Genomic DNA, 20,693 nt, shown 5'->3' with positions numbered 1-20,693 from the left:
GGCTACCAGATCCGGACCCGTTCCTCCGGGCTGAGCCAGAGTCCGTCGCCTGCTGCGGTGCCGAAGGTTTCGTGGAAGGCATCCAGATTGCGCACCACCTGGTTGCAGCGGAATTCGTTCGGCGAATGCGGGTCGATCGCCAGCCGGCGCACTGCCTCCTCGGAGCGGATCTTCTGGCGCCAGCATTCGGCCCACGAGTAGAAGAACCGCTCGCTGCCGGTCAGCCCGTCGACCACCGGAGCCTCCTCGCCCTGCAGGCTCAACTGGTAGGCGCGGTAGGCGATGGCCAGACCGCCAAGGTCGCCGATGTTTTCGCCCAGCGTCAGTTCGCCGTTGACCATGCTGCCGGGAGCCTCGGCCGGGCTGAGCGCGGCGTACTGGTCCACCAGCCGGCCGGTGAGCCGGTCGAAGGCGGCCCGGTCCTCGTCCGACCACCAGTTCCGCAGCGCGCCGGTGCCGTCGTACTGAGAGCCCTTGTCGTCGAAGCCGTGGCCGATTTCGTGGCCGATCACCGCACCGATGGCGCCGTAGTTGGCCGCGGCATCGGCGTCGGCGTCGAAGAAGGGCGGCTGCAGGATGGCGGCCGGGAAGACGATTTCATTCATGGTCGGCATGTAGTAGGCGTTGACCGTCTGCGGGGTCATGTGCCACTCGGCGTCGTCGATCGGGCCGCCCAGTTTGGCCAGGTTTCGGCGGACCTCGAACTCGTTGGAGGCCTGCACGTTGGCCCAGACATCGTCCCCCGGTACAAAGCTGGAATAGTCGATCCACTTCTCCGGGTAGCCGATCTTGGTCCGGAAGCTGGCCAGCTTCTCCAGCGCCTTCTCGATGGTGCCCTGGGTCATCCACTCCAGGCCGGAGATGCTTTCCCGGTAGGCCGCCAGCAGGTTCGCGACCAGTTCTTCCATCCGTTCCTTGTGCGCGGGCGGGAAATGCCGGGCCACATATTCCTCACCGATGGCCTCGCCGAGGGCGCCTTCCACCAAAGCCACCCCGCGCTTCCACCGCTCCTTCAGCTCCGGGGTCCCGCTCAGGGTGCGCCCGTAGAAGCCGAAGTGGGTCTGGACCGCTTCATCGTGAAGGTAGGGCGCCGCCGTCGTCAGCAGTTGGAGCCGCAGCCAGGCCTGCCAGGTTTCCAGCGGTTCGCTGTCCAGCAATCCGTCCAGGGTGCGCAGGAAGTCCGGTTGGCAGACCACCATGTCGGTTGCCGCGGCTGCTTCCGGCCCCAGCGCGGCCAGCCATTCCGGCATCCAACCGGCCATGGCGGTTACCTGCTCATCGGTGCGCAGGTTGTAGGTCTGCTGCGGGTCGCGGCAGGACACCTTGTCCAGATGACCGGCCGCCAGCTTGTGCTCCAGATCCAGTGCCGCGTCGGCCTGCGCCGGGTCAAAACCGGCCAGCTCCAACATCTTCCCGGCGTAGCCGCGGTAGGCCTCCCGGATGGGGCCGAATTCGTCTTCGCGGTAGTAGGCCTCGTCCGGCAGGCCCAGCCCCGCTTGATACAGGTAGATCACGTAGCGGGTGGGGTCGCCGGCATCGTTGTTGACAAAAAAGGCCAGTGGATAGGCCGCACCGGTGCGGCTGAAGGCACCAACGACCTCGCGCAGCCCGTCCCGGTCGGAGATCTTCGCAATGGCGTCAAATTGCTCGGCCAGCGGGGAGAAGCCTTTGGCTTCCACCGTTTCAGTGTCCATGAACCCGGCATAGAGCATGCCGATCTTGCCTGCCGGACTGGCCGGGTCGGGGTGCTGGGCGGCGTCTTCGATAATGGCGTGCACGGCCTCTTCGGAAGCGTCGCGCAGGGCGGTGAAGGAGCCTTCCAACGCCCGATCGTCCGGGATGGCGGTCTCCGCGAGCCAGGTGCCGTTGACATGCCGGAAGAGGTCGTCCTGCGGACGGACGGCCGGGTCGACGTTGGACAATACGATTCCGGAGCGGCTCATGCGGCGCCTCATTTCATAGTTGTGTCAGGGTTTCCCTCACATCCTACGCACCGTGCTAGTGTGAAATTGTGCGCGCAGGAATGCTCCTTCTTAGCTGCCGCGGCGAGGCCACGCGAACTACTGTTTGACAGGCCGAACCCTCGCTGCGGAGTTTGTGTTGCCCGGCCAAAATTCTTCAATCAGCTCTCATGAGAAAAGGCCACACACCAAAATGCGAAACGCACAGAAGCCCTCCGGAATGCCCATCCATAAGTACATTCCGTTCCAGGACCAGATCACCGTAGAACTGCCCGACCGCACCTGGCCGGACAAAGTGATGACCAAGGCCCCGCGCTGGTGCGCGGTGGACCTGCGGGACGGCAACCAGGCGCTGATCGACCCGATGAGCCCCGAACGCAAGCACAAGATGTTCGACCTGCTGGTGCGCATGGGCTTCAAGGAGATCGAGGTCGGGTTCCCCTCGGCATCGCAGACCGACTTCGACTTTGTCCGCCAGTTGATCGAAGGCGACCGGATTCCCGACGACGTGACGATCCAGGTCCTGACGCAGTCCCGCGAGCACCTGATCGAGCGCACCTACGAGTCGATCGCCGATGCCGGCCGCGCGATCGTTCACCTGTACAACTCCACCTCGGTGCTGCAGCGCCGCGTGGTGTTCCGTGAAGACCAGGACGGCATCGTGGACATCGCGTTGCAAGGTGCCCGGCTCTGCCGCAAGTACGAAGAGGGCCTGAAGGGCACCGAGATCACCTACGAGTACTCGCCCGAGTCCTACACCGGAACCGAACTCGAGTTCGCCGCCCGGATCTGCAACGCCGTCACCGACGTCTTTGAAATTTCGGCGGACCGGAACGTGATCCTGAACCTGCCGGCCACGGTGGAGATGGCCACGCCGAATGTCTACGCCGATTCCATTGAGTGGATGTCGCGGAACCTGAGCAACCGGGAGCACGTGATCCTCTCGCTGCACCCGCACAACGACCGCGGAACCGGCGTGGCGGCTGCCGAACTGGGCTATCTGGCCGGCGCCGACCGGATCGAGGGCTGCCTGTTCGGCAACGGCGAGCGGACCGGCAACGTGGACCTGGTGACGCTGGGGCTGAACATGTTCAGTCAAGGCATCGACCCGATGATCGACTTCTCCAACATCGACGACGTCCGCCGCACGGTTGAATACTGCAACCAGTTGCCGGTGCCCGAGCGCTCCCCGTACGGCGGCGACCTGGTCTTCACCGCCTTCTCCGGCTCCCACCAGGACGCCATCAAGAAGGGCTTCGAGGCGATGGAGGCCGACGCCGCCGCCCAAGGCAAGACGGTGGACGAGCTGACCTGGGCGGTGCCGTACCTGCCCATCGATCCAAAGGACCTGGGCCGCAGTTACGAAGCGGTGATCCGGGTCAACTCGCAGTCCGGCAAGGGCGGCGTGGCCTACCTGCTCAAGCACGAGCACAAGCTGGACCTGCCGCGCCGTGCGCAGATCGAGTTCTCCGGCGTGATCCAGCGCCGCACCGACACCGTCGGCGGCGAAGTCAGCCCGGCGGAGCTGTGGGAGGTCTTTAACGACGAGTACCTGCCGACCCCGGAGAACAACTGGGGCCACTACACCCTGGGGTCGGTGAAGACCGACAGCGCGGAGGACGGAACCTTCCAGCTGACCGCCACCATGGGCGTGGACGGCGTGCAGAGCCGCCGTACCGCCGAGGGCAACGGACCGATCGCAGCACTGCTGGAGATCTTCCGCCAGGACGGCGTGGACGTACGGGTCCTGGACTACACCGAGCATGCGCTGTCCGAGGGCGGCAATGCACGGGCCGCCGCCTATGTTGAGTGCGCCGTGGGCGAGCGGGTGCTGTGGGGCGTGGGCATCGACACCAACACCACCATGTCCTCGCTGAAGGCAGTGGTGTCCGCCGTGAACCGTGCCATCCGGGACGAAACCGCCAAGAGCGTCAGTTCGCACTAGTTCCGGCGGTCCACCAACGTCCTTGCGGGCCTTCCTGCCGTATGGCGGCGGGAAGGCCCGCTTTAGTGGGAGAATAGACCGGTGTCCAACAGATCCTTCGCCTCCCGCACGTACCGGGACCAGGGCGTCATCCTGCGGACCCATAAACTCGGCGAAGCCGACCGCATCATCACCTTGCTCACCAAGCAGCACGGCCAGATCCGGGCGGTCGCCAAGGGTGTCCGCCGCACCAGCAGCAAGTTCGGCGCGGTGCTGGAACCGTTCATGGTGGCAGACCTGCAGCTGGTGTCCGGACGCAGCCTCGACATTGTCACGCAGGCCCAGATGGTGGGCCCCTATGGCCGGGACATCGCGGCCGACTACACCAAATACACCTCGGCCGCCGCGATCTGCGAGACGGCCGAAAAACTCACCGACGTCGACGGCGAATCTGCCGGCGCGCAGTACGGGCTGGTCATCGGCGCGCTCTCCGCGCTCAGCCGCAGCGTCCACGCGCCCGAGCTGATCCTCGATTCCTACCTGCTGCGCGCCCTGGCCACGGCGGGCTGGGCTCCCAGCTTCGACCAGTGCGCCCGCTGCGGTGCACCGGGTCCGCACACCGCGTTCAACGCCCCGCTGGGCGGAGCGGTGTGCCACGACTGCCGGCCGCCGGGATCTGCGTCGCCGGCGCCGCAGACCATGGAGTTGCTGGCCGCCCTGCTCTCCGCGGACTGGCCGGCCGCGGATGCCTCTGCCACCGGTCCGCGCCGCGAAGCTGCCGGGCTGGTGGCCAGTTATCTGCAGTGGCACCTGGAACGAACCCTGAAATCCCTGAAGCATGTGGAGCGAGTGTGACCCCAACTTCCCGGCAACCACAGCGGCCCTGGCCGCACCCGTCCGGCGCCCTGCCGCCCGCCCTGCCGCCGGCGCTGGTACCGGATCATGTGGCCATCGTGATGGACGGCAACGGCCGGTGGGCCAACCAGCGTGGCCTGCCCCGGACCGAGGGCCACAGAGCAGGTGAAGCGGCGCTGCTGGATGTGATGGCCGGCGCCATCGAGATCGGCGTCAAACACGTCAGCGTGTACGCCTTTTCCACCGAAAACTGGAAGCGGTCCCCGGAGGAGGTGCGCTTCCTGATGGGCTTCAGCCGAGACGTCCTTCGTCGCCAGCGCGACCAGCTGGACGCCTGGGGCGTGCGAATCCGCTGGTCCGGCCGCCGGCCCCGGCTGTGGAAGTCGGTGGTCAACGAACTGGAAGTGGCCGAGCGCCAGACGGCCGGCAACTCCACCTGCACGCTGACCATGTGCGTGAACTACGGCGGCCGGGCGGAAATCGCCGACGCGGCTGCCGCCATCGCCGCCGACGTTGCGGCCGGGAGACTGCGCGCGTCGTCGGTCTCGGAAAAGACCATCCAGCGCTACCTGGACGAGCCGGACCTGCCGGACGTCGATTTGTTCCTGCGCACCTCCGGGGAGCAGCGCTTCTCCAACTTCATGCTCTGGCAGTCGGCGTATGCCGAGATGGTGTTCATGGATACCCTGTGGCCCGACGTCGACCGGCGCACGCTGTGGGAAGCCATCGACATCTACGCCCGCCGCGACCGTCGCTACGGGGGAGCCGTGGACGCCGCCGTCGCGGGCGGCGCTTAGGCCGGCCGCTGCGGCAGCACGGGGTGCACGGTCTTCCCGCCCTGGAGCATGTAGGCCTGCGCCCAACGCTGCAGCCGCGCATAGGCGTCTTGGCGCACGTCCGCCCGCGAGAGGAACACATCGTGCAGGGCATCCTGCACCTGCTCGATGCTCACGCTGCGGCCCAGCCGCACCGCCCGTTCGGTCATCGTGCGGATGTCCAGCACCACGTCGGTGTTCTTCATGTCCTCGTGCCAGACCGGCCCGTTCATGCTGCGCGTGGAAGACATCACCAGCACCGGAATCTCTAGGTTGAGGCCCTTTGCGACTTTCGCCTGCCCGTCCCAGATGGCGCTGAGCCAGCCGGCGCGCACGGGGAAGGACTCCGGCGGGCGCAGCCTGGGGTCCAGATCCCATTCGCCCTCGGCCGTGCGGCTGATGCTGCGGTAATAGAAGCCGCGGACGGGGAGTTTGATTTCGGCCTCCGGCTTCAGCCGGGACAACGGTTCCAGCACGGCGCCCGCGGCGCGGCGGACCAAGGCGCTGCCGTGCATCTCCAGCCACGGGCTGTTCAGCACCAGTGCGCGCAGCCGGCCGGGATGTTCGGCCGCCCAGAGCGACGCCACCAGCCCGCCGGTCGAGTGTCCCATCAGCGTGATGTTGGTCTCGGAGCCGCCGTTTTCCTCGCCGATCAGCTCCAGCGCCAGGGAGATCTCGTCGTCGTACTGGCGCAGATCCGTCACGTAGCCCGCGGGATCGCCCTCCTGCAGGCTGCGGCCGTGGTGGTGCAGATCCAGCGCGTAGAACGCCACGCCTTGGCGGTGCCAAAACCGGGCCAGTTCGGTATTGAAGAAATAGTCGCTCCACCCGTGCACATACAGCACGGCATGGCCGCCGGGGGAGCGCCGCGGGGACTCCGGCAGGTAGCGGATCAGCGTGGCCCGCTGCGCCGCGCCGTCGATCGCCGGCACCTGCAGGACAGTGGACTCGAACTCCGGCCCAAGCATGTCTTCCTGCCAGTCGGCTGCCATTGCCAGGGTGGTCCTTCCTCTCGCCGGGGTCGCTGACCCCATGCTATCTCCCGGGCGACACGGTTTGGTGCGGCGGCGTGCACACGGAAAACTAGGACCATGCGCCTGTACCCAACCTTCTTCCGCGCCGCGTTCTCCTGGATGGACGCCGAGCGCGCACACCGTATCGGTTTCCAGCTCATCCGAACCGCGCACCGGTGCGGAGCAGGGGCCGTGCTGCGGCGCCTGACCCGTCCGCACCCCTCGCTGGCCACCCAGGCAATGGGGCTGACCTTCCCGTCGCCGTTCGGCCTGGCGGCAGGCTTTGATAAGGAAGGCCACGGCATCGAGGCGCTGGCTGACCTGGGCTTCGGCGCAGTGGAGATCGGCACCATTACCGGCAGCGCCCAGCCCGGCAACGCGCAACCCCGGCTGTTCCGGCTGATCGAGGACCGAGCGGTGGTCAACCGGATGGGGTTCAACAACGACGGCGCGGCGGCGGTTGCACCGCGGATCGGCGCCGCCCGTCGCCGCCTCGCCGCCCAGTACGGTGCGCTGCGTCCGGTCATCGGCGTCAACATCGGCAAGACCAGGGTGGTGGAACTGGACAACGCCACCGAGGACTACCTGAAGAGCACCCGGTTGCTGGCCTCGTCCGCGGATTATCTGGTAGTCAACGTGTCCTCGCCGAACACGCCCGGCCTGCGACTGCTGCAGAGCGTGGAGACGCTGCGGCCGCTGCTGCAGGCAGTGCGGGAGACGGCCGACTCGGTGGCCGGGCGCCACGTGCCGCTGCTGGTGAAGATCGCCCCGGACCTGAGCGACGAGGACGTCGACGACGTCGCCCGGCTGGCCCTGGAGCTGAAGCTGGACGGCATCATCGCGACCAATACGACGATTTCCCGTGACGGTCTGGTGTCCGACCCCTCTAAGGTCGCTGCCTGCGGCGACGGCGGACTCTCCGGCGCGCCGTTGAAGCAGCGGTCGCTGGAAGTACTGCGCCGGCTCCGCACCGCCGTCGGAAATGATTTGGTCCTGGTGTCCGTCGGCGGCGTGGAGACGGCCGACGACGTCCAGCAACGGCTGGATGCCGGCGCCACGCTGGTGCAGGGCTACACCGCGTTCCTTTACGAGGGGCCGTTCTGGGCCAGCCGGATCAACCGCAGCCTGGCCAAGCGGCGCGGCTGAACCTGGCGGTTCACGCTGGCGTCGCACGGTCCTTTCAGGAGGCCGGGCTGACCCGGCCTGTGCTGCCACGGCCGGCGCATCCAGCAGGCATGAAAAAGGGTCGGGAGCAGCTTTGCTCCCGACCCTTTGATTCAGTACTGTGCGAGCGGAATCAGCTGGGGTATTCGCCGCGCTTGACCTGCGGCTTCGGCAGGCGCATCCGACGCAGCTGCAGTCCGCGCATCACGCCGTACCAGACTGCGCCGCGCTCCACCTCGCCGAACTTGGCGGTCAGGCGCTTCTTGAGCTGTCGGCCCAGGATGAAGGCGTCAACTGCCACCAGCCCCAGCAGCACCCAGAAGCCCACCAGGATAAAGGCCTGCACGTTGAGGTCGCGGACAAAGCTCAGGATCACGAAGATCAGGGCAAAGACAATCAGGAATTCACCCAGCACCCAGCGGGCGTCGACGAAATCGCGGACGAAGCGCTTCTGCGGGCCCTTGTCGCGGAACGGCAGGTAGCGTTCGTCGCCGGTGTTCATGGCCTCGCGCATTTTCAGCCGCTGGTCCGCCTGGGCAAGGCGGTTGGCGTCGCGCGCTGCTTTGCGGTCGTTCGGGACCAGCGGGCGCTTGCGCGCAGCTTCCTGGTCCTTGCGCCGGGGCGTGGGGGCACCCTTGCCGTCGCGAGGCTGCGCCGCGGTGGCCTGGTCGATGGTTTCTTGGGGCGTGGAAGCCTCTTTTTTACGTCCGAACACCAGTCAAGAATACCGGACCGCCCGCGGGGATCGTCCCGTCTGAAAGCCGCGGCCCGGCGGCGATGCCACGGGCATCGGCGCGACCGCAACACGGGCGGTAGGGTGTCGGCTATGACCAATGTGAACGTAGAACAACTCGCGGCCGCAGTCGACTCCGGCATGGGACGCACCATCTCCTCACTGGAGCAGCTGGTCTCCATTCCGGGCATCGCGTGGGCCGCCTTCGATCAGCAAGACCTGGTCCGCAGCGCGGATACCGTAGCCGACATGGTCCGGGAGCTGGGACTGGACGACGTGCAGATCCTCAGCGTCCCGAACGGCGCATCGGCTGGCGGCCCCGCCGTGGTGGCCCGCCGGCCGGCCGCCGCCGGCAAGCCGACCGTCCTGCTGTACGCACACCACGATGTGCAGCCGCCGGGGGATCCCGCGCTGTGGCGGACCGAGCCGTTCAAGGCCACCGAAATCGACGGCCGGCTCTACGGCCGCGGCGCTGCCGATGACAAGGCCGGGATCATGGTCCATCTGGCATCGTTGCGGGCGCTGCTCGAGGTCATCGGCGACGACTTCGGGGTCGGCGTCACCTTCTTCTTTGAGGGGGAGGAGGAGGCCGGTTCGCCGACGTTCCGCTCCTTCCTGGAAACACACCGCGAATTGCTGCGGGCCGACGCCATCATCGTGGCCGACTCCAGCAACTGGAAGGTCGGCGTTCCCGCCCTGACCACCAGCCTGCGCGGCCTGGTGGACGGCACCGTGGAGCTGCGGGTGCTGGAACACGCTGTCCACTCCGGCATGTTCGGCGGTCCGCTGCTGGATGCACCCACCCTGCTCGCCCGGCTGATTGCCACCTTCCATGACGACGACGGTGCTGTCGCCATCGAGGGGCTTGTGACCGCTCCAGCCGCATCGGTCGACTATCCGGAGCAGGACTTCCGGCGCGATTCGTCGGTGCTGGACTCCGTACAGCTGGCGGGCACCGGCAGCATCGCCGACCGGCTGTGGAACAAGCCGGCTTTGTCAGTGATCGGCTTTGACGCTCCCAGCGTGGAACTGGCTTCCAACACCTTGATACCGGCGGCCAGGGCCAAGATCAGCCTGCGCCTGGCGCCGGGCCAGGACCCCGACCAGGCGATGGACGCGGTGGCCGCCCACGTGGCCGCGCACGCGCCGTTCGGGGCCGAGGCCACCTTCGTGCCGGGGGAGCGGGGCCAGGCCTTCGCCACCGATACCACGGCCCCCGTGGGCCGGGCCGCGCTGTGGGCGCTGGAACAGGCCTGGGGCACCCAGCCGGTGGAGGCGGGCATGGGCGGATCGATTCCGTTCATCGCCGATTTGACGGAGATCTATCCGCAGGCACAAATCCTGATTACCGGCGTGGAAGACCCCGATTCGCGGGCGCATTCGGCCAATGAGTCGCTGCATCTGGGGGACTTCCGCAACGCAATCCTGGCCCAGGCGCTGCTGCTGGCCCGAGTGAACGACGAGGGCATCTGAGGCGGTGCCCTGAAGGGCCAGGAGGCGGGCAAGGTTATCCCCTTTTGGGCGACGGGACGTACGATGGAACGGTAGCCCGACGCACCACTGAGTAATAGCAGCAGGTCACCGGACGGCCCGTCATAGATAAGGAAGTGCAATGAGCGCAACGACCAACTCATCCGCCCCGACCCCGGCACCCGAAACGGCAGAACTGCCCACGCACGAAGTGGCTCTGACCGATGTGGCAGCGGGGAAGGTACGCAGTCTTCTGGAACAGGAAGGCCGCACCGACCTGCGCCTGCGGGTAGCGGTGCAGCCGGGCGGATGCTCCGGCCTGATCTACCAGCTGTACTTCGACGAGCGGATGCTCGACGGCGACGCAGTCCGTGATTTCGACGGCGTCGAGGTGGTTGTGGACAAGATGAGCGTGCCTTATCTCTCCGGCGCCTCGATCGACTTCGAGGACACCATCTCCAAGCAAGGATTCACCATCGACAATCCGAACGCCGGTGGCTCCTGCGCCTGTGGAGACTCGTTCCACTAACAGCTGGCGGGGGCGTTCCCCGGCCGCCGGACGGCCGACGCACGGGGAAGCCTGTCACATGAAAGTCATGTGTGCGGGTAAGCTCTACAGTGAGTAGTAAAACTGGATATGAGGCCAGGGCTTTGCTCTGCCATGGCTCCATCACTTGCACGAAACAAAGAGGAAGGGCCGTCTGTGAGTTCGCAGGTTCGAACCGGCAGTCGACGCGCCAGGATTGCCAAGGCCACTGGCCTGGGTACCGTCGGTGCGTTGTTGTTGACGGGATGTTCAGAAGAAGTCCGCTTGGGCTGGTTGCCCACACAGCGGGACGTTACCAACCACACTCCCGAAATCATCGATTTGTGGGTTCACGGATGGATCGCCGCGTTGGCTGTTGGTGTCCTGACCTGGGGCTTGATCCTCTGGTGCATCATCGCCTACCGCCGGCGCAAGGGCGAGACCGGCTACCCCCGCCAGCTCAGCTACAACCTGCCGCTCGAAATCTTTTACACCGCGGTCCCGATCGTCATGGTCTTGGTCTTCTTCTACTTCACGGACAAGACCACGAGCAACATCACTGCCCGGACGGACAACCCCGACGTCGTCGTCGACGTGCGCGGTAAGCAGTGGGCTTGGGACTTCAACTACGTCAAGCAGGACAAGTACTTTGCCGGCGTGCAGGCCCACCTGACCGGTGAGACCGGCGTTCCGGAGACTCTGCCGACGCTGTACCTGCCGGTGAACAAGAGCGTGGAGTTGCAGATCAACTCCCGCGACGTCATCCACTCGTTCTGGGTGCCCGCCTTCCTGCAGAAGGTGGACATGATCCCTGGCAAGACCAACCACCTGAGCTTTACCCCGACCCGTGAGGGCATTTACGACGGCAAGTGTGCCGAGCTTTGCGGCGAATACCACTCCGAAATGCTCTTCCGCGTCGCTGTGGTCTCCGAGGCTGAGTTTGAGGCGCAGATGGCACGGCTCAAGGACGGCCAGATCGGCGAAGAGTACGACCGCAACCCCTACGCTGAAGCGTCGAAGTAAAGGAGCGAGGGCCACAAGTGTCAACGTACGAATACACAGCTGACGACCGGGGTACCACGGTAGCTCCGCGCGTCGTCCCGAGGTCCAAGGGGCGCATCGTCGTCAACTGGATCACCTCGACGGACCACAAGACGATCGGGTACATGTACCTGATCACGTCGTTCATTTTCTTCTGCCTCGGCGGCGTGATGGCCTTGGTCATCCGCGCCGAACTGTTCGAACCCGGCATGCAGATCCTGCAGACCAAGGAACAGTACAACCAGCTGTTCACCATGCATGGCACGGTGATGCTGCTGATGTTCGCCACACCGTTGTTCGCAGGCTTCGCCAACGTCATCATGCCGCTGCAGATCGGCGCTCCCGATGTTGCGTTCCCGCGCTTGAACGCGCTGGCGTTCTGGTTCTTCCTGTTCGGCAGCGTGATCGCGGTTGCCGGCTTTATCACCCCGCAGGGCGCAGCGTCCTTCGGCTGGTTCGCCTACGCACCGTTGTCCAACACCACGTTCTCGCCTGGTGTGGGCGGAGACCTCTGGGTCTTCGGCCTGGCGCTCTCCGGCTTCGGCACCATTCTGGGTTCGGTCAACTTCATCACCACGATCATCACCATGCGGGCCCCGGGCCTGACCATGTGGCGGATGCCGATCTTCACCTGGAACACGCTGGTCACCGGCATTCTGGTCATGATGGCGTTCCCGCCGCTGGCCTCCGCACTGTTTGCCCTCGGCGCCGACCGACGTTTCGGCGCGCATATCTTCAATCCGGAAAACGGCGGTGCCATCCTCTGGCAGCACCTGTTCTGGTTCTTCGGCCACCCCGAGGTGTACATCATCGCCCTGCCGTTCTTCGGCATCGTGTCCGAGATCTTCCCGGTGTTCAGCCGCAAACCGATCTTCGGCTACAAGGGCCTGGTCTACGCGACCATCGCGATTGCTGCCCTGTCCGTGACTGTGTGGGCACACCACATGTACGTCACCGGTTCGGTCCTGCTGCCGTTCTTCGCCTTCATGACCATGCTCATCGCGGTGCCCACCGGCGTGAAGTTCTTCAACTGGATCGGCACCATGTGGCGCGGATCGATCACCTTCGAAACGCCGATGCTGTGGAGCCTGGGCTTCCTGGCCACCTTCCTGTTCGGTGGACTGACCGGCATCATCCTGGCCTCGCCGCCACTGGACTTCCACGTCTCCGACACCTACTTCGTGGTAGCACACTTCCACTACGTGGTCTTCGGAACCGTCGTGTTCGCCATGTTCGCAGGCTTCTACTTCTGGTGGCCCAAGTGGACCGGCAAGATGCTCAACGAGCGCCTGGGCAAGATCCACTTCTGGATGCTGTTCCTCGGCTTCCACGGCACCTTCCTGATCCAGCACTGGCTGGGCGTCGAGGGCATGCCTCGCCGGTACGCCGACTACTTGCCGGAAGACGGGTTCACCGCAATGAACCAGTTCTCCACCGTCGCCTCCTTCGTACTCGGTGCCTCGATGATCCCGTTCTTCTGGAACGTGTACATCACTTGGCGCAGCGGCAAGAAGGTCGAAGTCGACGATCCTTGGGGCTTCGGCGCGTCGCTGGAGTGGGCTACCTCCTGCCCGCCGCCGCGGCACAACTTCACCTCGCTGCCCCGCATCCGGTCGGAGCGCCCTGCGCTGGACCTGCACCACCCGGAGCTCGCACCGCGGCACACCCCGACGACTCCGGTGCCGGCAGCCCAGCTGGCCGGTCCCGCTGACCAGAAGGACGCATAACTGTGAAGATTGAAGCCTGGCTATTCATCGCGCTTGCGCCGTTCTTCGCCATTGTTGCCACTGTTTACGGCTTCATGGGGGACTGGCACGAACCCGTAGGTTACCTGGCGTTGTATTTGACGGCCGGACTGTCCCTGATGATCGGCGGTTACCTCTGGTTCACGGCACGGCGCGTCGGCCCTCGTCCTGAAGACCGGGTGGACGCAGAAATCCACGAGGGCGCCGGCGAACAGGGCATGTTCAGCCCGTGGAGCTGGTGGCCGCTGGTCCTGGGCCTTGGTGCCGCCTCCGGCTTCATGGGCCTGGCAGTCGGCTGGTGGATCGTCTACATCGCCATCGGCCTGACCACGGTAGCCATCATTGGATGGGTCTACGAATATAGCCGTGGAGACCACGCCCACTAAGTAGATAGCAAGAGACGGAAGGGCCCGGAACCGCTTGGTTCCGGGCCCTCTCGCATGCCCGGGGGCCGCACGCCCCTGGGCGGCCGCAGCCCCCCGGTTCGTTGGTCTAGACCGGGTAGAATGGCAGGGACCCCAGGACCCTGAGCAGGAGGCTGCATGTCCATCAGTGCCGCTGCGATCGAGGGCGAGATCGACGCCTCCTCGCCTACTGCAAAGCACGTCCAGCTCCGGGACATCTTGCGCCGGCATGCCCAAGAACGCTGTGAACCCGGCGGGGCATTTCCCTCAGAGCGGGATCTCACTGAGCGCTTCGGAGTGGCACGGATGACCGTGCGGCAAGCCATTGATTCGCTCGTTGCGGAGCAGGTGCTCGAGCGCATCGTGGGGCTGGGAACGTTTGTGAGCCAGCCCAAACTGGACCTGCAGGTCAAGCTGACCTCGTACAGCGAAGAGATGCAGCGCCGCGGCATGGTCCCCGATGCCCGGGTACTCAGCTTCGAACAGATCGGCGCCACCCCTCTGGTGGCCCGTGAACTCCAGATTGAGGAGGGGCAGCCGGTTGTGCGTTTCCGCCGACTGCTGCTGGCGGATGCCGAGCCCATGAGCGTGGACGAAAACTTCATTCCCGCCCAGCGGGTGCCGGGGATCCTGGACGAGGGTCCGCCGTCGTCGCTGTACAACGTTTTGAGCGAGCGCTACGGCCTGATTATGGAGTGGGGAGAGGACACCATCGAGGCCACCGCGGCGCAGCCTTCAATCGCCCGGTTGCTGAACGTGGACATCGGGTCGCCGCTGCTCAAGATCCAGCGTCATGCCTACGTGTCCAAGACCATGGTGGACTTCTCGATCTCGTACTACCGGGCGGACCGCTACAAGCTCTGGGTGCCGCTGCAACGGCCTGGCGGACGCGCCCCGCGTTCGTACAACGTGAAGAGGTATTAAGCGCGCAGAACGGATCAGGCGCTCGTTCTGCGTAGCTTCTCCAAGCCATCAGCCGGCGCGGGTAGGGGAGTGGGCCTCCTGATGACGGCCCTGCTGCGTTCGGTCGGCTGTCGGCTCGACCCAATGGGCCGCATCAGTTGTAGACCCCCGGCAAACACAGGAATGGCCCCGGACTCGGTCCGGGGCCATTCCTGTGCATTCAGTTTTCTAGCGGGTGGTGACTTCGGCCTTTTCGGCAGGAGCCTCAACCTCGGCGTGGTGGCTGTGTGCAGCCTCCAGTTCGGCCGGGGTAACCGGTGCCACCCGATCCTCGAAGAAGAACCGCGACAGGGCGCCGCGCAGCTTCTCGGTCCGCTTGACGTGGCCCGCCCTGTTCGGCTGGGCCGGCAGCACCTCAGGCGACTCAAAGTTGACCAGGCGGTACAGCTTGTAGTCGTTCAGCGGTTCGTGGACCTCGATGAACTCACCATGCGGCAGGCGGACAATGCGTCCGGTTTCCCGGCCATGCAGGGCGATCTCACGGTCCTTGCGCTGCAGCGCCAGGCAAATGCGGCGCGTGATAATGAAGCCGAGAATCGGGCCCAGGAAGAACAGTGCGCGCAGCCAGTACGTCACATCGTTCAGCGACACGTGGAAGTGCGTGGCGATCAGGTCCGAGCTCGCAGCGGCCCACATCACCGAGTAGAAGACAATGCCTGCCACACCGATGCCGGTGCGGAACGGTGCGTTGCGCGGGCGGTCCAGGATGTGGTGCTCGCGGTTGTCCTTGGTGACCCAGCGTTCGATCCACGGCCAGGCGAACATCAGCGTGAACAGCAGGCCTGCCGGCCCGAGGGCGGGGAGAAGCACGTTCAGGGAGATGGTTCGGCCGAAGATCACGAACTCGCCGACACCGGGCATCAGGCGCAGTGCGCCGTCCACCCAGCCGATGTACCAGTCAGGCTGGGTACCGGCCGAGACGGGGGAGGGGTCGTAGGGCCCGTAGTCCCAGATGGCCAGGATCTGGAAGTTCGCCGCGATGACGGCCAGGATGCCGAAGACCACGAAGAAGAAACCGCCGGCCTTGGCCGCGTAGACCGGGCCAATCGGGAAGCCCACAACGTTCGATTCGGTCCGGCCCGGGCCGGGGTACTGGGTGTGCTTGTGCACTACAACCATGAACAGGTGGATGGCGATCATCAGCAGGATCAGTGCCGGCACCAGCAGGATGTGGAGTACATAGAGGCGTCCCACGATGTCTGTACCCGGGAACTCCCCGCCGAACAGCAGCAGCGAGATGTAGGTGCCGACGAGGGGAATTCCCTTGATCACGCCGTCGATAATGCGCAGGCCGTTACCGGAGAGCAGGTCATCCGGCAGCGAGTAGCCGGTGAAGCCGGCAGCCAGGGCCAGAATCAGCAGCACGCAGCCGACGACCCAGTTCAGCTCGCGCGGCCGGCGGAAGGCACCGGTAAAGAAGACGCGGAGCATGTGGAAGGACACCGAGGCAACGAACAGCAGCGCCGACCAGTGGTGCAGCTGGCGCATAAAGAGGCCGCCGCGGACCTCGAACGAGATCTGGAGGGTGGACTGGTAAGCGACCGACATCTCGACACCCTTGAGCGGGACGTACGGCCCGGTGTAATGGGTCTCAGCCATCGAGGGATCGAAGAAGAACGTCAGGAAGGTGCCGGTGAGCAGCAGGATGACGAACGAGTAGAGCGCTACTTCACCGAACATGAAGGACCAGTGGTCCGGGAAGATCTTGCGTCCGAATTCCTTGACGATCGACGAGCCGCCTACGCGGGTGTCGACGAAGTTGGTAATCCGCCCCACCCGTGTCTTGGGGGCGTAAGAATCAGTTGAAGCGCTCATGCTTAGCCACGCTCCCAGTAGCTCGGTCCGACAGGTTCGTGGAAGTCGCTGGTGGCGACCAGGTAGCCCTCGTCGTCAACGCTGATCGGAAGCTGGGGCAGGGCGTGAGCGGCGGGGCCGAAGATCACCTTGCATTCCTGCGTCAGGTCGAAGGTCGACTGGTGGCAAGGGCAGAGCAGGTGGTGCGTGTGCTGTTCGTACAGCGCCACCGGGCATCCGACGTGGGTGCAGATTTTCGAATAAGCAACGATGCCATTGTAGTTCCAGTCTTCACGACCTGGGGAGACATGCAGCTCGTCGGGATTCAGACGCATCAGGAGGACAACGGCCTTGGCCTTCTCTTCCAACTTGTGCTCCGCCTCGTTCAGCCCCTCGGGGATGACGTGGAAGGCCGAACCAATGGTGACATCCGAGGCCTTGATCGGGGTGCCGCTCGGGTCGCGGGTAAGGCGCACGCCGGCATCCCACATGGTGTGCCGCAGCACCTCCGGGTTCAGGTCCTTGGACAGGTCGCGGAAGATGCCGATGGCAGGCAGGATGGCCAGCACACCGGCGCCGATCAGGGTGTTGCGGATCAGCGGGCGGCGGGAAATACCTGACTCGTCAAGGACCTGGCCGATGATCTGCTCTGCGTCCCGGCGGTCCTCTTCGGTGCGGACCTCGTGGCGCTCTTCCACAATCTCGTGGTCGGGCATAAGCGTCTTGGCCCAGTGGACAATGCCGACGCCGATGCCCAGCATCGCGAAGGCCGTGCCCATGCCCAAGGTGAAGTTCTGAAAACGCAGCGTTGCGATGGTGTCATCCAAACGGATGCCAAAGTACCCGACGAAGAAAAGTACGGTGCCAATAATGGAGATTACGAAGAGTATCGCAACCTGGCGTTCGGCGCGCTTTTCCGCCCGGGGATCTTTGTCGGCACGGCGCGGGCGGTGCGGGGGAAGTCCAGGATCCTGAAACTTCTCCACGTCGCTCTGACCAGCCGTAGCAACGGTGCCCGAGGTGCTCGGACTGCCGTGACTATGGTCGCCCATGATCCCTCTCATCTTTCTCTAAATAGTTCAAAAACATATAGGACTGTTGACGCTTCTGCGGCGGCCACTCAGGCCGCCGTTCAGCGCGGGTTAGGAAGACCGCTGGGTCAGCCAGATGGTGAATGCAATGACGATTCCCAATCCGGCAGTCCACATCAGCAGACCCTCGGATACCGGGCCAAGCGAGCCGAGCGAGAAGCCACCCGGGGTGCCCTGTTCTTCGATCGTCTTCAGGAAGGCGATGACATCGCGCTTCTCCTCGGGGGAGATGTTCGCGTCACTGAACACCGGCATGTTCTGCGGGCCGGTGGCCATGGCTTCGTAAATGTGTGCTTCGCTGACGCCGGCCAGGGCGGGGGCGAACTTACCGCGTGTCAGAGCGCCGCCGGCAGCGGAGGCATTGTGGCACATGGCACAGTTGACGCGGAAGATCTCGCCGCCGGCGGCGGGGTCTCCCTTGGAAACGTCAAGGAGGTCTGCTTCCGGGATGGCCGGGCCAGCACCGAGGGAGGCCACGTACGCAGCCAGTTGCATGGTCTGCTCTTCGGAGAACTGGTTCGGCTTCTGCAGGGCCTGGGGGCCCGACATCTGCATGGGCATGCGGCCGGTTCCCACCTGGAAGTCCACAGCCGCGGCGCCGACGCCGATCAGGGCCGGACCGGCCTGATTGCCGTGCGCACCCTTGGGTGCCCCGATCGCACCAATTCCGTGACAAGTTGCGCAGTTGGCCACGAAGAGCTTTTCGCCCTCTTCGATGTCATGCGCGGAAAAATTGGTGGTCTGGGCCTTGGCCTCATTGACATTGCCGGCAACGGCGTACAAGCCGCCGGTGACCAGCAATCCCAAGAGCAACAGGGCAACGGCCGCCAGCGGGTGGCGTCGCCTCTGGGAGAGTGCCTTCACTTGATGGTTCCTAACTCTGCGGTGCGTGTGCGTAGATGTTCGGCCGGGCAACCCTGCAGCGGGATGCAGGCTCTGGCCGTCTACTTCAGGAAGTAGATGATGATGAAGAGAGCGATCCACACGACGTCAACGAAGTGCCAGTAGTACGACGTGACGATGGCGGATGTGGCTTCGAAATGACCGAACTTCTTGGCGACATAGGCGCGGCCGATGATCAGCAGGAAAGCGATGAGCCCGCCCGTGACGTGAAGGCCGTGGAAGCCGGTGGTGATGTAGAACGCTGACCCGTAGGCGTTGGAGGACAGCGAGACTCCCTCGGAGACGAGGACCGCGTACTCGTAGGCCTGGACGGAGACGAAAATGGCGCCGAGGAAGAACGTCAGCAGGAACCACTCGACCATGCCCCACTTGGCGACATTGAGCAGGCCACCGGTACGGCGGGCCTGGAGCCGCTCTGCGGCAAAGACGCCGTACTGGCAGGTGAAGGAGCTGGACACCAGAACAATGGTGTTGGCCAGCGCGAATGGAACGTTCAACTTTTCGGTTTCCATCGCCCACATCTCGGGGGAAGTGGCGCGGAGCGTGAAGTACATAGCGAAAAGACCGGCAAAGAACATCAGCTCGCTGGAGAGCCACACAACGGTTCCGACAGAAACCAGATTGGGGCGGTTCAGCGTTGGATGCGCCGGGGTACTGGGGGCGTGGGTTGCAGTTGTCACAAGGCCATTATGTCTATAAATCCGGCCAGTTCACCAATGCATTCGAACGCGCGGCGCGGCGTTTCGGTTCCCAACCCGCAGTATTCCGCGGAACGGCGCGGAAGTTAACAATCCGGAAGTTTCTACGAAACGTAGATAACCTAGTGGGGTGACGACGGAACCGAACGCTCAGAACACGCCCACCTGGCCGGAATTGATCTCGGCCCTGATCTCGCGGCAGGATCTCACCACCGCTCAAACGCAGTGGGCAATGAACGCGATCATGTCCGGCGGCGCCACCGACGCGCAGATGGCCGGCTTCCTCGTCGCGCTGCGCTCCAAGGGCGAGACAGTCGACGAGTTGACCGGCCTGGTGGAGGCCATGGTCGGCAACGCGCGGCCGATCGATATTCCAGGCGAGAAGTTGGACATCGTCGGCACGGGCGGAGACCGGCAGAATACGGTCAACATCTCGTCCATGGCCGCCTTGGTCTGCGCAGGGGCCGGCGCACGGATCGTCAAGCACGGCAACCGGGCCGCGTCGTCGTCCTCAGGGTCGGCCGATGTGATTGAAGCCTTGGGTGTCCGTTTGGATCTGCCGGTGGAGCGCGTGGCGCAGACAGCAGTCGAAGCGGGAATCACCTTTTGCTTTGCCCAGGTATTCCACCCGTCGATGCGCTACGCCGGTGCCGTCCGCGGGGAGCTGGGAGTAGCCACCGCCTTTAACTTCATGGGACCGATGACCAATCCGGCAAACCCCACGGCAGCCGCGATTGGCGTCGCCGATGCACGGCTCGCACCGCTGATTGCCGGTGTGCTGGCGGCACGAGGAATCCGTGCACTGGTGTTCCGCGGCGGCGACGGACTGGACGAACTGACCACGACGGGACCGTCGTCGGTATGGGAGGTCCGCGACGGTGCCGTCACGGAGCAGCAGGTGGATCCCCTGGACCTCGGCATTGCCAGGGCTACCCTGGACGACCTGCGCGGTGGGGATGCAGTTCACAATGCGCAGGTGGTACGCCGTCTGCTGGCAGGGGACAAAGGCCCGGTCAGGGACGCCGTCGTCCTCAATGCCGCCGCTGCTCTGGTTGCCAACGACCTCTCCGCCGACGCGCCGCTGCTGGAACGACTGGCGGGCGGCCTGGAGCGCGCTAACGCGGCCATCGACAGCGGGGCTGCGGCTGGGGCCTTGCAGCGCTGGGTCGACGCCACACGCTGATTCCTGCGGCAGTCGAGCGGTAGTCTCAGCCGCTTAAGGTTCAACCGCTTCAAGTGAAGTGCCGCGGGCGCCAGGTGTCGGTCACTGGCGTCCGCGGCACTTCTGCCGCCGCTGCGCTCTACTCGAATCCGAGCGAGAAAGCCGCATCCAGGTCGTGTTTTGAATAGGCACGGAAGGCGATGTGCGTGGTGGTGGCCTGCACGCCCTTGACCTTGGAGAGGCGGTCGGCAATCACATCGGCCAGTTCGTCGTGTTTGGCAACGCGGGCAACAGCGATCAAATCCCATTCGCCGGTGACCGAGTAGACCTCGCTGATGCCCTCGATCTCGGAGATTTCCTGGGCGCACTCCGGGATCCGGGTTGCGTCGGTCCGGATGAGAACGAATGCTGTAGCCACTGCACTGCCTTTC

General features: G+C 64.9%; 19 protein-coding genes. 11 read left to right on the top strand and 8 right to left on the bottom strand.

Going from position 1 to position 20,693, the window contains the following annotated elements; all coding sequences use genetic code 11:
* Positions 1-2: 2 nt before the first annotated feature.
* The gene (locus AC5RWX_RS06145) at positions 3-1,943 is read right to left on the bottom strand and encodes a M13 family metallopeptidase (RefSeq protein ID WP_493957650.1); all 1,941 of its coding nucleotides are present in this window, start codon (positions 1,941-1,943) and stop codon (positions 3-5) included.
* A gap of 211 nt (positions 1,944-2,154) precedes the next feature.
* Here AC5RWX_RS06145 and leuA point away from each other — a divergent pair, with 211 nt between their 5' ends.
* From leuA to AC5RWX_RS06130, 3 genes are all read left to right on the top strand, one after another.
* Positions 2,155-3,906, top strand: coding sequence for a 2-isopropylmalate synthase (gene leuA, locus AC5RWX_RS06140; protein WP_493943138.1), 1,752 nt, complete (start codon positions 2,155-2,157; stop codon positions 3,904-3,906).
* A gap of 81 nt (positions 3,907-3,987) precedes the next feature.
* Positions 3,988-4,740, top strand: a complete 753-nt coding sequence (gene recO / locus AC5RWX_RS06135; protein ID WP_493943137.1) for a DNA repair protein RecO — start codon at positions 3,988-3,990, stop codon at positions 4,738-4,740.
* Positions 4,737-5,537: an isoprenyl transferase gene (locus tag AC5RWX_RS06130; protein ID WP_493943136.1), complete on the top strand. Its 801-nt coding sequence runs from the start codon at positions 4,737-4,739 to the stop codon at positions 5,535-5,537. The genes recO and AC5RWX_RS06130 overlap by 4 nt, the downstream gene beginning before the upstream one ends.
* Here AC5RWX_RS06130 and AC5RWX_RS06125 read toward each other — a convergent pair.
* On the bottom strand, positions 5,534-6,547 hold the full coding sequence (locus AC5RWX_RS06125; RefSeq protein WP_493943135.1) for an alpha/beta hydrolase: 1,014 nt from the start codon (positions 6,545-6,547) through the stop codon (positions 5,534-5,536). The two genes, AC5RWX_RS06130 and AC5RWX_RS06125, sit on opposite strands and share 4 nt — an antisense overlap.
* 99 nt (positions 6,548-6,646) lie before the next feature.
* On the opposite strand from AC5RWX_RS06125, the gene AC5RWX_RS06120 reads away from it, so the two are divergent.
* Complete coding sequence (locus AC5RWX_RS06120; RefSeq protein ID WP_493943134.1) at positions 6,647-7,714, top strand: quinone-dependent dihydroorotate dehydrogenase; 1,068 nt, start codon at positions 6,647-6,649, stop codon at positions 7,712-7,714.
* A 151-nt stretch (positions 7,715-7,865) separates the two neighbouring features.
* Here the strand turns inward: AC5RWX_RS06120 and AC5RWX_RS06115 are convergent, their stop codons facing one another.
* Positions 7,866-8,447, bottom strand: coding sequence for a DUF3043 domain-containing protein (locus tag AC5RWX_RS06115; protein WP_493943133.1), 582 nt, complete (start codon positions 8,445-8,447; stop codon positions 7,866-7,868).
* Positions 8,448-8,558: 111 nt separating this feature from the next.
* Between AC5RWX_RS06115 and AC5RWX_RS06110 the strand changes: the two genes are divergently transcribed.
* The 6 genes from AC5RWX_RS06110 (at position 8,559) to AC5RWX_RS06085 (ending at position 14,575) form a co-directional block, all read left to right on the top strand.
* Positions 8,559-9,938 (top strand): dipeptidase, encoded by a 1,380-nt coding sequence (locus tag AC5RWX_RS06110; RefSeq protein ID WP_493943132.1) that lies wholly within the window; start codon positions 8,559-8,561, stop codon positions 9,936-9,938.
* 139 nt (positions 9,939-10,077) lie between these two features.
* Positions 10,078-10,464, top strand: coding sequence for a HesB/IscA family protein (locus tag AC5RWX_RS06105; RefSeq protein WP_493939073.1), 387 nt, complete (start codon positions 10,078-10,080; stop codon positions 10,462-10,464).
* 174 nt (positions 10,465-10,638) lie between these two features.
* Entirely contained in the window at positions 10,639-11,484 is an 846-nt protein-coding gene (gene ctaC, locus AC5RWX_RS06100; RefSeq protein WP_493939072.1) for an aa3-type cytochrome oxidase subunit II, read from the top strand.
* A 17-nt stretch (positions 11,485-11,501) separates the two neighbouring features.
* Positions 11,502-13,229, top strand: a complete 1,728-nt coding sequence (gene ctaD, locus AC5RWX_RS06095; RefSeq protein ID WP_493939071.1) for an aa3-type cytochrome oxidase subunit I — start codon at positions 11,502-11,504, stop codon at positions 13,227-13,229.
* A gap of 2 nt (positions 13,230-13,231) precedes the next feature.
* A complete protein-coding gene (locus AC5RWX_RS06090; RefSeq protein WP_493939070.1) occupies positions 13,232-13,633 on the top strand; it encodes a cytochrome c oxidase subunit 4 in 402 nt (133 codons plus the stop codon).
* Between the two features lie 156 nt (positions 13,634-13,789).
* Positions 13,790-14,575, top strand: coding sequence for a GntR family transcriptional regulator (locus AC5RWX_RS06085; protein WP_493943131.1), 786 nt, complete (start codon positions 13,790-13,792; stop codon positions 14,573-14,575).
* A gap of 207 nt (positions 14,576-14,782) precedes the next feature.
* Here AC5RWX_RS06085 and qcrB read toward each other — a convergent pair whose 3' ends face one another.
* The 4 genes from qcrB to ctaE form a co-directional block, all read right to left on the bottom strand.
* A complete protein-coding gene (gene qcrB / locus AC5RWX_RS06080; protein ID WP_493939068.1) occupies positions 14,783-16,429 on the bottom strand; it encodes a cytochrome bc1 complex cytochrome b subunit in 1,647 nt (548 codons plus the stop codon).
* Between the two features lie 2 nt (positions 16,430-16,431).
* Positions 16,432-17,460 carry a cytochrome bc1 complex Rieske iron-sulfur subunit gene (qcrA, locus tag AC5RWX_RS06075; RefSeq protein WP_136785314.1) on the bottom strand — a complete coding sequence of 343 codons (1,029 nt, stop codon included), beginning with the start codon at positions 17,458-17,460 and terminating at the stop codon, positions 16,432-16,434.
* Between the two features lie 90 nt (positions 17,461-17,550).
* Positions 17,551-18,363, bottom strand: a complete 813-nt coding sequence (gene qcrC / locus AC5RWX_RS06070; RefSeq protein WP_493939067.1) for a cytochrome bc1 complex diheme cytochrome c subunit — start codon at positions 18,361-18,363, stop codon at positions 17,551-17,553.
* An 80-nt stretch (positions 18,364-18,443) separates the two neighbouring features.
* Complete coding sequence (ctaE, locus tag AC5RWX_RS06065) at positions 18,444-19,082, bottom strand: aa3-type cytochrome oxidase subunit III (RefSeq protein WP_493939066.1); 639 nt, start codon at positions 19,080-19,082, stop codon at positions 18,444-18,446.
* A 148-nt stretch (positions 19,083-19,230) separates the two neighbouring features.
* Between ctaE and trpD the strand changes: the two genes are divergently transcribed.
* Positions 19,231-20,283, top strand: a complete 1,053-nt coding sequence (trpD, locus tag AC5RWX_RS06060; protein ID WP_493957649.1) for an anthranilate phosphoribosyltransferase — start codon at positions 19,231-19,233, stop codon at positions 20,281-20,283.
* Between the two features lie 118 nt (positions 20,284-20,401).
* Here trpD and AC5RWX_RS06055 read toward each other — a convergent pair whose 3' ends face one another.
* Complete coding sequence (locus tag AC5RWX_RS06055; RefSeq protein WP_493939064.1) at positions 20,402-20,680, bottom strand: Lrp/AsnC family transcriptional regulator; 279 nt, start codon at positions 20,678-20,680, stop codon at positions 20,402-20,404.
* Between the last annotated feature and the right edge of the window lie 13 nt (positions 20,681-20,693).

This window comes from Arthrobacter sp. SPT-J7 (genome assembly GCF_059089965.1).
This window is presented reverse-complemented; position numbering and strand designations above follow the sequence as displayed.

Excerpts from the sequence above, each read along its gene's own strand:
- AC5RWX_RS06110 (WP_493943132.1), top strand. The coding sequence starts at position 8,559 with ATGACCAATGTGAACGTAGAACAACTCGCGGCCGCAGTCGACTCCGGC.
- qcrA (WP_136785314.1), bottom strand. The coding sequence starts at position 17,460 with ATGGGCGACCATAGTCACGGCAGTCCGAGCACCTCGGGCACCGTTGCT.
- leuA (WP_493943138.1), top strand. The coding sequence starts at position 2,155 with ATGCGAAACGCACAGAAGCCCTCCGGAATGCCCATCCATAAGTACATT.
- qcrB (WP_493939068.1), bottom strand. The coding sequence starts at position 16,429 with ATGAGCGCTTCAACTGATTCTTACGCCCCCAAGACACGGGTGGGGCGG.
- AC5RWX_RS06105 (WP_493939073.1), top strand. The coding sequence starts at position 10,078 with ATGAGCGCAACGACCAACTCATCCGCCCCGACCCCGGCACCCGAAACG.
- AC5RWX_RS06085 (WP_493943131.1), top strand. The coding sequence starts at position 13,790 with ATGTCCATCAGTGCCGCTGCGATCGAGGGCGAGATCGACGCCTCCTCG.
- AC5RWX_RS06120 (WP_493943134.1), top strand. The coding sequence starts at position 6,647 with ATGCGCCTGTACCCAACCTTCTTCCGCGCCGCGTTCTCCTGGATGGAC.
- AC5RWX_RS06125 (WP_493943135.1), bottom strand. The coding sequence starts at position 6,547 with ATGGCAGCCGACTGGCAGGAAGACATGCTTGGGCCGGAGTTCGAGTCC.
- AC5RWX_RS06145 (WP_493957650.1), bottom strand. The coding sequence starts at position 1,943 with ATGAGCCGCTCCGGAATCGTATTGTCCAACGTCGACCCGGCCGTCCGT.